Source organism: Vibrio sp. Vb1127 (assembly GCF_033338735.1).
GTDB classification, from domain to species: Bacteria; Pseudomonadota; Gammaproteobacteria; order Enterobacterales; family Vibrionaceae; genus Vibrio; species Vibrio alginolyticus.
In genome coordinates this window covers 44,889-59,934 of the sequence record NZ_JAWOTF010000021.1, presented here as the reverse complement: position 1 = coordinate 59,934, position 15,046 = coordinate 44,889, and the positions used below count along the sequence as shown (strand labels likewise).

The following is a 15,046-nucleotide window of genomic DNA, read 5'->3' as shown; positions in this document are numbered from 1 at the left end:
AGCAGCCCTCTCGCTCAACCAAAAAACGTTATCATTGGTCACTTCATTACGGCATCTATCGGTATTGCGTTTAGCCAGTATGTTGACGTCACGCCGGTCACGCTCGCGATTGCGACGGGGCTAGGTGTTTCTGCGATGCTGATTACGAAGACCACTCATCCACCTGCGGGTGCAAATCCAATTTTGATCATGGCGTCTGGGCAGGGATGGAGTTTTCTCTTCACGCCTGTCCTGATTGGCGCGGTAGTGATTGTTCTGGTCGGTAAAGGGTTACAGTTGCTACAAAATCAGTACCTAAACCCTCGACTGAATGGTCAGAAGACCTAGTCGGATTGTAGTTAGAGCCGCGAAAGGGAGTGATCTCTTTTGCGGTTTTATCTTTTGTCGGTTTGCAAAAACAAAATCTGATTCTCTCTTGGTATTCAGTCGTATACATCAACATGGTAGTTAAATTGGTACAATGCGATGAACAGAATCCACCCTAAGAAACTATTGCACAGTAAATGGACGGCAATTTCACCTAAAAACAAAGAGAAGCATTTTGTCGTGACAGAAATGGAACTAGATGAAGATGGTAACGTTGTGAGATGTGTCATCGAGGCAGTCATGAGTAAACGCGACCGAGAGATGAACTGGCAAGACCTAAAAGACTCTGAGCAATGGATGCAAGGGTGGAAGTGAGTGACGCTTTGTTGTTGGGCGAATCAAGCAGAAACGTGCGTTGCGAGTAGGCAAAAGTGGTGCTATCTGATACGTTGATAATTCGTTCTAACGCCCACTCAAAGGATTAATTATGATTGATTTCGACAATTCCTCTGTATTTAAGCTTAAGCCGATTGACGTTTCTAGTGCCAGAGAAGACTTCCTTAAGTTCTTGATTGATGGTGAGACTATTTTCGCTGCTTTTAAAACAGTTCGTGACCAAGTGGTGTTTACGAACAAGCGAGTGATAGCGGCAAATGTGCAAGGGATTACCGGCTCAAAAGTGGATTACACTTCTTTGCCTTACAGTAAGATCAATGCATTTTCTATCGAGACCTCTGGTACTTTTGATTTGGATTGTGAAATCGAGTTCTTCATGAGTGAGGTGGGAAGAGTGCGTTTTGAAATTAAAGGCTCGTTTGATTTGATTTCTTTCAACCGTATGGTTAGTGAGTATGTACTAGGTTAAGGGATTAGAAATGAGAGCTTCGCTGAGAGACAAAATTATAGAGATCTGTGACAAAAAGATCGCGAGTAAAGGTGAATTGGTTGGTCTCTCATTTTATGCGTTTTTCGCTAATAAAAATGACGACCCAGAGCTGTTGATGGAAGCGGCTACGTGGTGGATTCAGACTCATCAGCTCGACCACTTCGAAAAAGCAGTAAAAATAAAATCAATGGTCGAGTCGGGGAGCTAAATTAAAAAAAAGAAGTAAAGAAAGCAGACAAATGCTAATAACGTTGCGGACAAAACAGGGTAGATAATGTAAGAGTCCTGCTTGTTGGTTCGTTGAAAACATAGCGAAACAAGTAAGACGTTATAAACAACAAGTAACAAGCTGATCATGGTTCCGCTGTTTAGTGTCATACTTGATAGCTGAGTTAAGAAAAACGCCAATAAAAGGTAATCGAAGACAATGAGCCATAAAAAGGCTTTCTTCAGTAAGTCGCTTTTTCTTTTTTCGGATGATGTTATGTGCATATAGAACTCAACTAAAAAGTCACAGTAACAGAGGCTTTGGTTAGAGAGGTCACCATCAGAGTGGTGACCTTTTAAGATTATAATTCTTGAATTTTTACTTCGCTGGTGGCGGTATCGCCGGAGTAATTGATGACTTCTTGACGAATGACTGGTTGGTTGAATTCAGCCTTATCTTTCGCTTTTTGCAGTTCGCTTTCTTGGTGGTTGCCAAAAAGGGTCTCAAGCACTTTAGCGGCAGGAGTCGTTAAAACAAACAGCTCAATACGACGGTTTTCGCTAGAATCTGGCTCATCAGGATTAAGCAGCGCTCTATCTGACATACCCGTTACCTGCATTACTCTATCATCCGGCATACCACCTTCAACTAACGTATTTCTTGCTACGTCTGCTCGAGAGGCTGATAACGCCCAGTTAGATTGACGACCAAAACGCTTTTTAAATGGAATTGCATCTGTGTGTCCGCTGATGATCAGAGGGTTGTTAACACGATGAAATACAGGTGCTAGTGCGAGCAGTAAATCTTCAAAAAAAGGAGTAAGTTCTGCACCACCACGGCTGAACATATGCTGTTTGTAATCATCTTGAAGGACGATACGCAAACCTTGTGGTGTCACCGTGACGTTTACATTTCCCTGCGCATTAATTTGGGCAGTCATTTGCTCAATTACTTTCGCTAGTGCGGCAAGTTGCTCTTGAGTATCGAAGTTACCAGGAATCAAAGAATCAATTTCTGGTCCATCCCCATCACCTTTGAAGTAAGAGCTTACCACATGGTTGGAGTTGTGTTTACTTGGCACAGAAGAGTCCTGTGCCAAGTCGATAGGAGAAATACTTTGTGACGTATCAAATGGGTTGCCGTAACTCTTGTCGAATACGCTTGAACTATGCAAGTGGGCAACAATCGCTTTACGCTCTTCTTTGTCTACCACCTGCATAACCCAAAGTACAAGAAACAGCGCCATTAGGGCGATCATGAAGTCAGCAAACGCGACTTTCCACGCGCCGCCATGAGACGACTCATCATGGCTGTATACTTTGGCACGTTTGAACACTACATGCTCTTGTTTTTGCATTATCCCTCCTGTTCAGCTAACCACTTCTCCATTTGGTTGAATGTTGGTTTGATGTCTAGCTGAATATGTTTACGACCAGCGTCAATGGCGAGCAATGTCGGCTTTTTCGCTACGTAGGCAACCAAGGTTGCACGAACGCACTCAAAAGCAGTCATATTACGTTTTACTCGCTGAGCCATGGCGTTACTTAGTGGATCTAAGCCACAGTAACAACCGAAAATACCAATGAATGTACCAACGAGAGCTGCCGCAACGTGATAACCAATCATAGCGATTGAGCCATCAATAGCTTGCATGGTGATAATGATGCCACCAACTGCTGCAAGAATACCGAAGCCAGGTAGTGCTTCTGCTGTACGCTGTAGTGAGCGTGAAGGTAAAAGCATTTCGTTCTGTATTGCTTCGATTTCTTGCTCTAGCAGTCCCTCTAATTCATGAGGCGACATCTGTCCCATTGCCATTAAACGTAAATTGTCAGTAATGAAAGAAATTAGGCGATGATCTTCTGCGATCGTCGGGTAAGCGAGGAACATAGAGCTTTGCTCCGGAGCCTCAATATGAGAATCCAGAAACTTGTATCCGCGGTTTCTCGCTGTCTCTAGCAAGTTGTTGAGTAGTGCCATTAATTCCATGTAGTACTCATGCTCTTCTGTTGGACCTTTAATGGTCGCTGGCACTTGGCGACGCATTTCTTTCAGTACATGAGGCGGATTACCGATGATCAGAGAACCAGCAGCGGCGCCAATAATGATAAGGAATTCGGCTGGCTGCCAGATAGCACCTAAGCTACCACCGGCCCACATATATCCACCGAAGACGCACACCAGGATAGTGAGCACTCCAAAAAACTTTTGCATCTTGTGACTCCTAAGAGGACATTAATTGGTTGAGTTGTTTCAGCGCTTGTTTGTGAAGCTGACATATACGAGGTGGTGTCAGATCCAATACCAGAGCTATTTCGTGTAAGTTGAGTTCATGTTGATAGAACAGAGTCAGGAGCAGTTGATCGCGCTTAGGTAATTTCCCCAAAGCACTGTCTAAACTACGACGAATATGTTCATGTTCCATGCCATCGTATTGTCCGCCAATGTAGCTATCACCGCTGCTCTCCATCAGTTGATCAAGGCTTTGCATCTCGCCTGCGAGAGCGGCATTTTGACGGTTGTAATAATCTTGCTCATTCGTCCCTAAAGCCTGGATGATTTCGGCATCCGTTGGCATTCGACCTAACGTTCGAGTGAGATCTCGAGTCACGTCGTTGAGCTCGTGGGCTTGTTGACGAGTCTTACGTGAACGCCAATCTAGTCGGCGTAATTCGTCTAAAATAGCTCCCCGAACTCGACAAACGGCGAAAGCAGGAAAGTGAGGATCGTCAACATCGCCATATCGGCGTCCAGCCTCGACTAGAGCGATAAGGCCTATCTGCTGCATATCTTCAATACTACAGTGAGAAGTGGCATGAACGCGCAGCTGGTTAACTACGCGTTTTACCATGACCTGATGACGTTGTAGCAATGCGTTTTCATCAATTGGTCGTGACGGTGTTGTCACTTCCTCTTCTGTGGTGTAAGTGTCTTGTACATTCATGTCTAACATGGTTGTGCTCCGTTATTGCACAACATATTTAGTCAACAAAACATCGTCGATTTCTCGGACGATGTCTGTTTTAGCAAAAGCGAGTAGAAGCGTTTGCTTCACTTCGTCTTGCAGAATATCGATGGCACCCGCTTGCTGTAACTGATCAAACGTTTTGTCGCTAAACAGTTTTAATAGAGAGTTTTGTACCATAGGCATGTATTCATCGATCTCTTTGATACGCTCTGGGCGGCGTGTCTCAATTGCCAGTTCTAGCATCACAAAGTGAGTCTGTTTCTTGCCTTTAACGGTCAAAACGACTTTGTCCAAAGGATGGAAGCTAGGACCTTTACTTGTCGGTTGTTCTGTGACCAAAAAAGACAGTGGAGAGTCTTCGATCAGTGAACCAGAGTCAGGTGACTCTTGAGCGTGTTTGTTTAAGTACCAGATTCCGCCCATAATTGTGACGGCCGAAACGAGGGCACTGGTGATGATCATGGCGATAAACAGGGCGATCATTTGTTGTTTGGTCATAACCTTTTTCCTCGAAGATTCACTAAGCTTGAGTGCTTAGCCAGTGTTCTGAATAGTTAGTTGTTGTCGTGGTTTGGAATGCACCAGATTCTCGTGCGGCGAAAATATTGGTGTCTTCTTCGTTTGCGTGTGGGTCATTTCGACCTTGGTTTTGATCAGAGCCAACATTGACATCGACATGAACGAAGTTTTGCTCTTGTAACTCAGTACGCAATCGTTCCGAAACTTGCATTAAAGCTTCTCGTGTTGCTGCGGCATTGGCGTTGATGTGGACACTCAATCGGTCACCTTCAACACGTACAAGTAAATCCAATTTCCCTAAGTCTGGTGGGTCTAGGCGGATTTTTGCTTCTTGTACATTTTGTTGAGCTTGGAGCGTCACGCGATCATGTAAAACTTGCATCATTTGCTCCCCCCACTTTCCGGCAGTGGTATCAACACGCACCGCTGCCCACTCAGAGCCTTGAGCTTGAACATGACTCGTCGCAACCGGTGAATGTGCAGGTTGTGTTGTAGGAGCTTGTGCTTGAAGTAGAGATGCGGTTGGTTGCCCTTGAACAGGTTGATTCAAAAGAGTTTGAAACTCAGCACCGGAGATAGGCAAACGCGAACTCGATGAAGTCGGCAGACTTTGCTTCACATCTTGTTTTGATGATGTGTTTAACATAGCGTTAGACGAATCTTGAGTAACAGACTTAACTTCGCTCGCAGCCATTAAAGATGACGCTTTTCCTAGTTTCTCAGCCTGCTTCTCTGCCATGGTAATCATACCCTGGGTTAAAGCTTGAGCTTGCGCTGCAAGATCAGTCGATTCTGTTAACCCTGGTGTACTGGTCAAGTTGGCATCCGGATCTGAAGCTGAGCGGTCATCAGTATCAAAACCATGACTTTGTACTTTGTTTGCGCTGTTCAAAGTAGAGGCCGTAAGGTGAAAACTCGGTACCGCTGACGCAGAGTTAAAGTCTTGCTCACCATTCTGCTTGTTCCCTGATTTAAAACCATGAGAAAAGCCGTGTACCGAGTTCGCTTGCTTGATGTGACCCTCATTGTTAGCTGGCGAATTACCCGAGTGCTGAGTTGAAGAAGGTATGATCATTGAGTTAGCTCCATGGTCATTGCTAATTGATAGGCCATAGCGCGTTCTTGATGGTCATTGACCATGTTCATCTCTTTTTTCAACTCGTTGGTCGACTTCTCTAATACTGCGAAGGCATTAGCGTGCACTGTTTTCGCTCGCTGGATTTCAGGTGCAAGCTTAGGATCTTTCAAAAAAGGCTTGTGACTGATCAAAAGCTCTCGCAACTGCAAGTCGTACCGCTTGAGCGCATGCCAATCGGCCGTTTTTGCGGCGAACTGGATGAGCTGAGATAAATGACGGAATCGCTCTGGCGATACTTTATGCTTGTTGTCCAAAATTCATCCAACCTTCACGAATGTTACCCATTACACGCTCAACGTTAACCAAGCGATTTGCATCGTTTTGCACGCTAGCGTAATAAAGTTCGACTTGGCAGAAGTCATACAGCTGGCGTAGGTTTTCCGCAATTTCACCGCCGTTTTCATCATCTAGAGCACTTGTTAGTCCAATCAAGATGTTCATGCATTTGTTGATTCCATTCCCTTTCTCGGCCAAACGATTTGCGGCTAGGTGGCCGCGAATACGTTCAACTTCATCGAGTAGGCCATCGATTAACATGATGACCAATTGGTGTGGATTTGCTGCTGCCGCTTGAGCGTCGAGATCGACTTGTTGGTACGAATCGTAACCAGAATCCATAAGCATGAATATTTCTCCTAAATTTGGAACCAAATGTCTTATTTTTGAGCTTTAAACATGGACATGGTTTGGTTCATTTGGGTCATAATTGAATTCATTTGAGTGAATTGTTTGAGGTAGCGGTTGTACGACATTTCGTACTTACGCTCTAAATTGGTTTGTTTATCTTTGATTCGGTCTAAGCTTGACTGTATTGCGTCTTTACGCGTGCTGAAGGTACCTGATGAGAACTTCAAGAAAGGCTCTACCATTGCGTCAAGAGAATCTAGCAAAGCGTCATCCCCATTAAACAACGCCTCTAAGCCTGCGCTGTTTGTTTGTTGAGCTTCTTTGAACTTTTCTTGATCAACTTTCATTTTACCGTTGCGGTCTAGGCTCACGCCGATTTCGCTTAGGCGCATACCATTGTGTTCACCTCGGACTAACCCCGTTAACTGACTCTCAATAGAACGCAATGTCGAGTCGCTAGCGAGCACGCCTCGTTTCTGATCTTCACCGCCAATTTGGGTGTACTGATCGATAGTCGAAACAAGGGCATTGTAGGTTTCCACAAACTTATCTAGTTGTTCTTTAGTGCCTTCGCTATCAGCTCCAATTTTTAAACCGATTGGCGAATCTCCCGCGGCTTGCGGTTTAGATACGGTAATGTCAACACCGTCGATGACACCTTCAAAAGTATTACTTGCGTTGGTTAGTTTCAGGCCTGAGTCTTTTGCACCTAGCCACATAACCGCATCTTGCGGAGCGTTAATTTGCTTGAGGTTGGTGAAGGCGTCTTCAAACCACGCTTGGCCAGTACCCGTTGCAGATACGTTGATCTTATTTTCGACACCAGTCTCAGTGCTCGATAGCATAAAGTGTGTTTGACCATTCGAGCGAACTAGAGTGGCGTTAACGCCAGGGTTATCCGTGTGATTGTTAATCGCACTGGCTAAATCACTGATCGTTGCAGTGCCGTCACCATTAACATCAACGGAGGACAAGTCTAGAGTCATTGTTTCACCGTTGATGGTGAATTCTAAAGATCCAGTAGTTGGTACTTCTGTCGTTGCCTCAAGGTCTGCAGGCATACCTGTAGATACTTGATGCGCCGTTGCCACTTTTTCTACAAAAATCTGATAGTTACCCGTTAGCGCTTTAGCATCCGCGTTTGCAGTAAAGTTACCTTCTTGAGAGAGTGTCGCACTGTTTTTGATGATGCTGTTTGTGCTGTTATTCATCTCTTTCATTGCAGTACGAAAATCACGTAGTGCGCTTTCAACTTTATTAAAAGCTGACAGTTGTGACTGGTACACATTAGCTTGCGCTTGGTAACGGTTTTTGAATGGGTTTGTGTCCAATTGTGCGAATTGGGTTGCCATTTTTACTGGGTCTAAAGAACTCATGAGGTGTGCTCCTCTCATCTCTTATTGGCTTGAATACTTTGAATGCTACGCCTTAGTTTAATTATCAGTGGCAAGATACGTGCCGTATATTAAATTCAATTAAAACAAAGGTTTAAAGCTATTTTGTTTTCTTGGGAGGAAGTGGTGTTTCCACCTTGTTTGTTCCGCCTTCCTCCATGGAAAAAGTAATTTCCTTATAAGAAAAGGCGACCTAAACAAAGAAAATATTTAATTGTATTGACGGTTCTAATTAGGAGAGATGTTTTAATTAGACGTTATATTCAGCCTTTACTTCAGCTTGATTCAGATAATTCTTACAGAGTGAATTAATTGCGTTCTGATATTATTTTTGATAGTGCGAAGTGCAAGTGTTCTCACTAAAAATTAAATTTTTTACGTTTCAAAGAATGTCAGTTATGAATGAATTTGCGTTGCGATTGATGAAATGTGCTCGTGCATATGAAGAGTTCATTAACAAAAAACTATTAAGTAAACAGAGCATCAATTCTGATGAGATAGCTAGTATCTTAAAGGAAGCTAAGTTCAATTTTCCTGAACTTAGAGATAGTAAAATAGGAAGCAAATTAGAGACGATAGAATTAGAACTGTTTAATAAGGTTTTATTTAATATTATGTTGAAATTCGGATTCAGAGTGCCTGAATCTCACAAAGATAATACGAGCTCTATTTATATTCGTAGATAAAAATAAAGCCTTCCATAGGAAGGCTTTATAATTAAGACGATTTAAATTAAGCGCACTATTAACTAAGTAATTAGCGTAGTAGTGACATTGCCATGCTTGGAAGCTGGTTAGTTTGAGACAGAACAGTTGTACCTGCTTGCATCAACATTTGGTTCTTAGTCATGTTTGAAGACTCTACTGCAAAGTCTGTATCCATGATACGACCTTTAGATGCTGTAACGTTTTCTACCATGTTACCAAGGTTAGCCATAGTGTGCTCAAGACGGTTGATGTTCGCACCGAAGTCTGCACGAGAGCTACCAATTTTTTCTACTAGACCGTCAGCGCCGCTGATTTTGTCTAGTGCTGCTTTTGCTTTAGTCGCGTCATCGATACCATCTGTAATTGCTGCATCAGCAAGGATAGTAGTGATTTCACCGATACCTGCGCTTGCGCTTACAGTCAATGTTTCAGCAGAAGATGCACCGATTTGGAATGTTACGTCACCTGCGCCGAAGCCGCCGCCTTTAAGAAGGTTTTGACCACCGAACTTAGTGTTGTCTACGATGTTGTTTAGTTCTGCAGTAAGCTGTGTGAACTCTTTGTTAAGAGACGCACGGTCTGTTGCACTGTTTGAACCGTTCAACGATTGTGTAGCAAGGTCGTTCATACGGTAAACGATGTTTGTCATTTCATCCATCGCACCTTCAGCAGTTTGCATCATAGAGATGCCGTCTTGTGCGTTACGCATTGCTACTGACATGCCGCGTGTTTGCGCTTCTAGACGGTTAGCAATTTGAAGACCAGCAGCGTCATCAGCAGCTGAGTTCACACGGTAGCCTGTGCTTAGACGTTCCATTGCTGTGTTTAGAAGTCCGCTTGTTGTGTTCATTGTGTTTTGAGTTACAAGCGAAGCGTAGTTAGTGTGCATTGATAAAGCCATCTTAGTCTCCTTAGTTAGTCACTATATCTTTCAGGCCTCGGGATATTCCCTTGTCACTAACTAGAGGCGGTCGGTCGGCTTTAATGATTAATTTGAAAATTAAAAAATTTCTAAAAAAGATAAAAATTGATGATTTTTAGTGATTTGTATTCCATGAAAACCGGGAAAATCATCATATAAGCCTAAATTTTTTAGTTAAGTTAAAGAAACTATTGCCCAATGATCTTGTGGTTATCCGTTATAAATAAAAAAACAGCACGAATAAATCGTGCTGTTTTAAATATAAATGGTTGAGTTTCAACTATTCCTCATCAAAAGACTGAAAGGAGAGAGAGGTTGGGATATCGCTGAAATAACCAAAATAATAACTGGCACCCAATAAACGATAGCGGTTAAGTTCCGTTTGACTCGCTACACGTCCGGCAACCCAAGTATATTTATGCTTTCTTAAGAACTTAGCAATAGGTAGGAAAGCGTGTCTTTCTTCTTTATCCTCTAGTGTGACTGACAATTTGATCATATCGGGACTAAAGTCTGCGACGCGCTCGAAGTTCACTTGCGATGTCGCGACTTCAAACCAAAGTGAATATGCATTCTCTTTTAACTTTTTGGTGAGTGTGGCGACTTTATCACGATCACATAACGTTTCATCAGCTTGAAGAGAAGGAATCACATGTTGAAAAGCAGAAGAGTGGAATTGAATCGTCTGTTCGAGAAAATAAACCCCAGGCTCCCACAGTAATGCATCCACGCGAATCGGCACGACAACATTACTAATCAAGTCGTGATGAAAGGCTTCTAACTGAAATTGTGTTTGTCTTAGTGCAAGGTAAAGACTGAACAAATCCAGGCAGTACTGCATTTGTTCAGAGAGTTTGAATTGATAGACACTTTGTTCTCCACGCATACCAAATCTCAACGTCAGGTGTTGGAATTCTACTTCTCCTGATTGAGCTTCCCTAATTGCTTGGCATGCGTGTTGGACATCATTGTGTTTTAAAGCATCAAAGACTAATTGATCGTCATCCGTGACGATATGTTGTACTGCGAGACCAACCAAATGTTCGTACATCGCATGTGTTGAAATAAGATTAACCAAGGTTTCCTACCACATTGATTTGTTTGTTTTCTGGGATTTCGTTGTAAGACAATACTGCCAGCCCTTGTGTAAATGTACGAGCGTAACGCGCTAGAAGAGGGCGCAGCTGTGGCATAACGAGAAGGATCGGAGGTAGCCCCTGTTGCTTAAGCTGTTGTCTGATCAATGGCAAGTTTTGTTGGAACTGACCAAGAATGTTTGGCTCAATTGGGAAGCTATCTAGTGTTACCGTACCAGAAGATTGTGCTTGTTGCAGTGAAGTTAGTAGCATTTGTTCTAACTCATCAGACAGTGCGTAGACATTTAACTCGTTCTTTTGCCCTGCAATTAAGTTAACAAGCGTACGCTTTAGTGCACAGCGCACATCAGATGCAAGTAGGATCGGGTCCTTTGTATTTTCCGCGGATTCCAACATTGTGTTGGCAATCGTGCGAATATCTTTTAGTGGCACTTGGTCCAATAAAAGCTGACGATATACTTTCAGCTGCTGCGCTGGATTAAGTGCTGCTGCTAATGCTTCTGCTAGTTTCGGGGCTTGTTGTGTCAAACGCTGGGTTATTGCTTCCACATCGTCGTGCGTAAACAATTCTGCAAGGTTTGTCTTCATGATTTTACTAATATGAGTGGCAATAACAGTGCCATCATCGACAACTTGGTAACCCATATTAAGTGCTTTTGCTTTATCTTGATGCTCAATCCACACAGCTGGCAACTGATAAGCAGGATCGCTACCCAAAATGCCATCTACCTCACCGTAAGTTTCGCCAACCGCTATCGCCATTAAACGCTCTGGTTCAATAAAACCTTGCTCAATGACTTCGCCATTTAGAGAAATTGTGTATTGGTTTGGCTTGAGGCTCAGGTTGTCACGAATACGAACTTCAGGTAATAAAAAGCCAACTTGTTCAGAAAGGTTTCGACGCACACCGCGGATACGTTGTGATAAAGGAGCCCCTTGTTCTTTGTTGACTAGATGGACGAGTCGGTAACCAAGCGCAAGTGATAATGTTTGGACGTGAGGAATATCATCCCATGTCAGCGGTGTATCATCGTCTTGCATCGCTTGTGAAAGTGCTTCGACCTCTTCAATCTGGGAGTCTTGCACTGGCTTCTTGGTTTGACGCCACCCTGCGAACGCTAATGCGCCAGCAAAAGCAAAAAAGGCTAGGTGTGGCATACCCGGTACCATACCGATTACCGCCATAATACCTGCGACAGTAAATAGCGTTGCAGGAGTTGCCAGTAATTGCTTTTGCATGGTTTCCGACATGCCATTATCGCTATCATTAATTCGCGTAACGATAATCGCGGCAGCCGTTGCCAATAGTAGTGAAGGAATTTGAGCAACTAGACCATCACCGATTGTGAGTAGGGCATAAGTTTTAAAGGCGTCAGACGCAGCGAGTCCATGCTCGAAGACACCAATACTGATACCACCAATGATATTGATAAACAGAATCAACAAACCTGCGATGGCATCGCCACGCACAAACTTTGATGCACCATCCATCGAACCATGAAAATCGGCTTCGTTGGCGACTTCTTTACGGCGTAAGCGAGCCGTTTCCTGATCGATAAGGCCAGCGTTTAAGTCGGCATCAATTGCCATTTGTTTGCCTGGTAAAGCATCCAACGTAAAGCGGGCTGAAACCTCAGAAATACGTTCACCACCTTTGGTGATTACGACGAAGTTGATGATCATCAAGATGACAAAAACCACCATACCAACGACGTAGTTACCGCCAATGACGACTTCACCGAATGCTTGAATGACCTTACCCGCTGCGTCACCACCATTATGTCCTTCTAGGAGTACAATTCGCGTAGAAGCCACGTTCAATGTGAGACGTAATAATGTTGCGACCAGCAAAATAGTTGGAAAAACAGAGAAATCTAATGGTCGCTTTGCGGTTGTGCTGACCAGCAATACTAGGATAGCTAAGACGATATTAAAGGTAAACAGCGCATCCAGTAGCAGAGGAGGCAAAGGAAGAATCACCATTGCTAATATCATTAGCAAGACGATTGGAATGCCAACGTAGCCTTTGGTTGATGTTTGAAGTTGTTTTAACCGGTTAAGCATACTTTCGTGTCCTTGGATAAACGCGGGTTAATCAGTGCTGCAAATGTTTTGGAATCGAAAAATGAGGTAAAGGAATTGGCTCTTTTCCCTCACCTTTACGAAAGGCTTTCAATTGCAAAACGTAAGTAAGAATATGTGCCACTGCGATGTACAGTTGGCTTGGGATTGCTTGTTCAATCGCCGTCGTGTGATAAATCGAACGGGTAAGTGGCGGGGAGTTAATGATTTCCACTTTGTTTTCTCGGGCGATACGTTGAATGTGCATAGCGGTTTCGTCTACACCTTTTGCGACGACAAAGGGCGCGTCAGAAAGTGAAGGCTCGTATTTCAGTGCGACTGCATAGTGCGTTGGGTTAGTGATGATCACGTCAGCCGTCGGCACCATTTTATCGATCTTACGGCGCGCAAACTGTTGCTGTATTTGACGAATACGTTGCTTTACTTCCGGACGACCTTCATTATTTTTAAATTCCTCTTTCAATTCTTGTTTCGTCATGCGGAGTTCTTTTAGGTGTTCCCAACGCTGATAAGGAATGTCGATAACCCCAAATAACAACAAGGCGAAGCCCATTAAGAGTAAGCCTTCAAACAGAATTGACATTACTAGAGAAAAACCTTGGCTGAGCGGGAGATTTTGCATGCCAAGTAATGGCTGTAAGTGGTTGTCTAAATAGCCATATAAGATGCCGAATATCACGGCTACTTTGAACGTTGACTTTAAGAGCTCAACCACTGAGCGGGTCGAAAAAATGCGCTTTATCCCGCTCAAAGGATTAATTTTGCTGAGCTTTGGCATCACGTTCGCGGGACGGAACATCCAGCCGCCTAGCACAAGGCTACTACCACAGGTCACGATAATAATGACGGTAAACAATGGTAATAGCATGTCGATGATGACCGCTAAACTTTGTCCCAATTGCTCGACAAGTTGTTTAGGATTTTCTAGGTCGGCTCGCGTCAGCATCATGTTGTAGCGAAAGATCCCCGACATGCTTTCCCAAATACTATTAAGCTGAGAGTAAAAGTAGAGCGCCACCGCTAGAAATATTACCGCAGTAGTAAACTCTTTCGCGCGAGGAATTTGTCCTTCCTGGCGGGCTTTCTTTACCTTCTGCGGTGAGGCTTTTTCAGTTTTGTCTTGAGAAGATTGATCGCTCATGCTCCCCCCAACATAAAGTTACTCAAGTGTCTAATGGTGTCGTGAACGAGCGCCGTGTAGCGACCAGGAACACCAGAAACTGAGATTAATACGCTGAATAGACCCAGCAGCATCGTCATAGGAAAACCTAACGCATAGACATTAAGTGATGGTGCGGCTCGGTTCATTACACCAAAACTGATGTTGGCTAGAAGCATGGAAACAATAGCGGGCAAAGCCAAAGCGAGTGAAGAGGCAAACATCCAACCGAAAATATTGACAACACCTTGCAGAGAAAGCGATGTGATACCAGATCCGACCGGCCAAACAACAAAGCTTTGAATCACGATATCTATGACGAGTAAGTGTCCTTCTAGCGCGAGGAACAACAAGGTTGAGAAAATCAGAAATATGCGTCCCAAAATGGCGACAGAAAGCCCGTTAATAGGATCATTCATCATCGCCATACCTAAGCCCATTTGCAGAGAAATCACCTGGCCAAGCATGGTGAAAACGTTAAAGAGCATGTGCAAAATTAACCCAAACATTACTCCCCAAATAGCTTGCTCAAAAGCAAGGAACAGGGAAGTCATAGAGAATAACTCGACTTGTGGCATGGGTGGCATTAACGGTCCAGTAATGACAACGATCGAGAGGGCCAGTAAAGTACGAACCCAAACAGGAATAATTGCATCACCAAAGAAAGGCATTGAAATAAATACGGCTCCCACACGAAAAAACGGCCACCAGAGTTGACCGAGTATCGCCGAGAGCTCTGCAAATGTGATGGCCATTAGCCAATCATCCCTGGTATGTTGTGGAACAAGAAATCAAACAGTTCCATGATCTTACGTAGCATCCAGTGACCTGCAAAAATCACCATTAATAAGGTAACGAGCAAACGTGGCAAAAAGCTGAGTGTTTGCTCGTTGATTTGTGTGGCAGCCTGAAATACGGCGATACACAAACCGACAATTAAGCCTGGAACAACCAATACGGCAACCATCAAAATGATCAGCCATACTGCATCGGAAAATAACGTTACGGTTAGTTCTGGGGTCATAACTGCTCC

20 protein-coding genes are annotated in these 15,046 nt (G+C 43.7%); 5 read left to right on the top strand and 15 right to left on the bottom strand.

All coding sequences use genetic code 11. From position 1 onward, the window contains the following. From R7H07_RS20115 to R7H07_RS20100, 4 genes are all read left to right on the top strand, one after another. Positions 1-327, top strand: a 327-nt coding sequence (locus R7H07_RS20115; RefSeq protein ID WP_318128768.1) for an HPP family protein, incomplete at its 5' end; no start/stop codon positions are given. Between the two features lie 138 nt (positions 328-465). Continuing rightward, positions 466-681, top strand: coding sequence for a TIGR02450 family Trp-rich protein (locus R7H07_RS20110; protein ID WP_005374999.1), 216 nt, complete (start codon positions 466-468; stop codon positions 679-681). 112 nt (positions 682-793) lie between these two features. Further along, the gene (locus tag R7H07_RS20105) at positions 794-1,171 is read left to right on the top strand and encodes a PH domain-containing protein (protein ID WP_086047234.1); all 378 of its coding nucleotides are present in this window, start codon (positions 794-796) and stop codon (positions 1,169-1,171) included. Positions 1,172-1,181: 10 nt separating this feature from the next. Then, complete coding sequence (locus tag R7H07_RS20100) at positions 1,182-1,400, top strand: DUF6500 family protein (RefSeq protein WP_065275490.1); 219 nt, start codon at positions 1,182-1,184, stop codon at positions 1,398-1,400. Here the strand turns inward: R7H07_RS20100 and R7H07_RS20095 are convergent. The 9 genes from R7H07_RS20095 to fliD all read right to left on the bottom strand — a co-directional run bounded on the left by R7H07_RS20095 (position 1,397) and on the right by fliD (position 8,028). Continuing rightward, positions 1,397-1,684 carry a hypothetical protein gene (locus R7H07_RS20095; protein WP_005375002.1) on the bottom strand — a complete coding sequence of 96 codons (288 nt, stop codon included), beginning with the start codon at positions 1,682-1,684 and terminating at the stop codon, positions 1,397-1,399. The two genes, R7H07_RS20100 and R7H07_RS20095, sit on opposite strands and share 4 nt — an antisense overlap. A gap of 77 nt (positions 1,685-1,761) precedes the next feature. Then, a complete protein-coding gene (locus R7H07_RS20090; RefSeq protein WP_005375003.1) occupies positions 1,762-2,757 on the bottom strand; it encodes a flagellar motor protein MotB in 996 nt (331 codons plus the stop codon). After that, entirely contained in the window at positions 2,757-3,614 is an 858-nt protein-coding gene (gene motA / locus R7H07_RS20085) for a flagellar motor stator protein MotA (RefSeq protein WP_005375006.1), read from the bottom strand. Before motA ends, R7H07_RS20090 begins: the two co-directional genes overlap by 1 nt. Before the next feature lie 10 nt (positions 3,615-3,624). Then, complete coding sequence (locus tag R7H07_RS20080) at positions 3,625-4,353, bottom strand: FliA/WhiG family RNA polymerase sigma factor (RefSeq protein WP_005375008.1); 729 nt, start codon at positions 4,351-4,353, stop codon at positions 3,625-3,627. Between the two features lie 12 nt (positions 4,354-4,365). Continuing rightward, positions 4,366-4,866 carry a flagellar basal body-associated protein FliL gene (gene fliL / locus R7H07_RS20075; protein ID WP_005375011.1) on the bottom strand — a complete coding sequence of 167 codons (501 nt, stop codon included), beginning with the start codon at positions 4,864-4,866 and terminating at the stop codon, positions 4,366-4,368. 22 nt (positions 4,867-4,888) lie between these two features. Continuing rightward, entirely contained in the window at positions 4,889-5,962 is a 1,074-nt protein-coding gene (locus R7H07_RS20070) for a flagellar hook-length control protein FliK (protein ID WP_182038061.1), read from the bottom strand. Continuing rightward, positions 5,959-6,279, bottom strand: coding sequence for a hypothetical protein (locus R7H07_RS20065; RefSeq protein WP_005375013.1), 321 nt, complete (start codon positions 6,277-6,279; stop codon positions 5,959-5,961). The genes R7H07_RS20070 and R7H07_RS20065 overlap by 4 nt, the downstream gene beginning before the upstream one ends. Further along, on the bottom strand, positions 6,263-6,649 hold the full coding sequence (gene fliS / locus R7H07_RS20060) for a flagellar export chaperone FliS (RefSeq protein WP_005375014.1): 387 nt from the start codon (positions 6,647-6,649) through the stop codon (positions 6,263-6,265). The genes R7H07_RS20065 and fliS overlap by 17 nt, the downstream gene beginning before the upstream one ends. Before the next feature lie 32 nt (positions 6,650-6,681). Next, entirely contained in the window at positions 6,682-8,028 is a 1,347-nt protein-coding gene (fliD, locus tag R7H07_RS20055) for a flagellar filament capping protein FliD (protein WP_206959478.1), read from the bottom strand. Between the two features lie 416 nt (positions 8,029-8,444). Here fliD and R7H07_RS20050 point away from each other — a divergent pair, with 416 nt between their 5' ends. Continuing rightward, positions 8,445-8,732, top strand: a complete 288-nt coding sequence (locus R7H07_RS20050; protein WP_005375016.1) for a hypothetical protein — start codon at positions 8,445-8,447, stop codon at positions 8,730-8,732. 70 nt (positions 8,733-8,802) lie between these two features. Here the strand turns inward: R7H07_RS20050 and lafA are convergent, their stop codons facing one another. From lafA to fliQ, 6 genes are all read right to left on the bottom strand, one after another. After that, entirely contained in the window at positions 8,803-9,654 is an 852-nt protein-coding gene (gene lafA, locus R7H07_RS20045) for a lateral flagellin LafA (RefSeq protein WP_005375019.1), read from the bottom strand. A 301-nt stretch (positions 9,655-9,955) separates the two neighbouring features. Then, on the bottom strand, positions 9,956-10,726 hold the full coding sequence (locus tag R7H07_RS20040) for an EAL domain-containing protein (RefSeq protein ID WP_005375023.1): 771 nt from the start codon (positions 10,724-10,726) through the stop codon (positions 9,956-9,958). A 19-nt stretch (positions 10,727-10,745) separates the two neighbouring features. After that, the gene (flhA, locus tag R7H07_RS20035) at positions 10,746-12,836 is read right to left on the bottom strand and encodes a flagellar biosynthesis protein FlhA (protein WP_005375024.1); all 2,091 of its coding nucleotides are present in this window, start codon (positions 12,834-12,836) and stop codon (positions 10,746-10,748) included. Positions 12,837-12,867: 31 nt separating this feature from the next. Continuing rightward, the gene (gene flhB, locus R7H07_RS20030) at positions 12,868-13,995 is read right to left on the bottom strand and encodes a flagellar biosynthesis protein FlhB (protein ID WP_005375025.1); all 1,128 of its coding nucleotides are present in this window, start codon (positions 13,993-13,995) and stop codon (positions 12,868-12,870) included. Beyond that, positions 13,992-14,768 (bottom strand): flagellar biosynthetic protein FliR, encoded by a 777-nt coding sequence (fliR, locus tag R7H07_RS20025; protein ID WP_005375027.1) that lies wholly within the window; start codon positions 14,766-14,768, stop codon positions 13,992-13,994. Before fliR ends, flhB begins: the two co-directional genes overlap by 4 nt. After that, positions 14,768-15,037: a flagellar biosynthesis protein FliQ gene (gene fliQ / locus R7H07_RS20020; RefSeq protein ID WP_005375036.1), complete on the bottom strand. Its 270-nt coding sequence runs from the start codon at positions 15,035-15,037 to the stop codon at positions 14,768-14,770. Before fliQ ends, fliR begins: the two co-directional genes overlap by 1 nt. Positions 15,038-15,046: the final 9 nt, after the last annotated feature.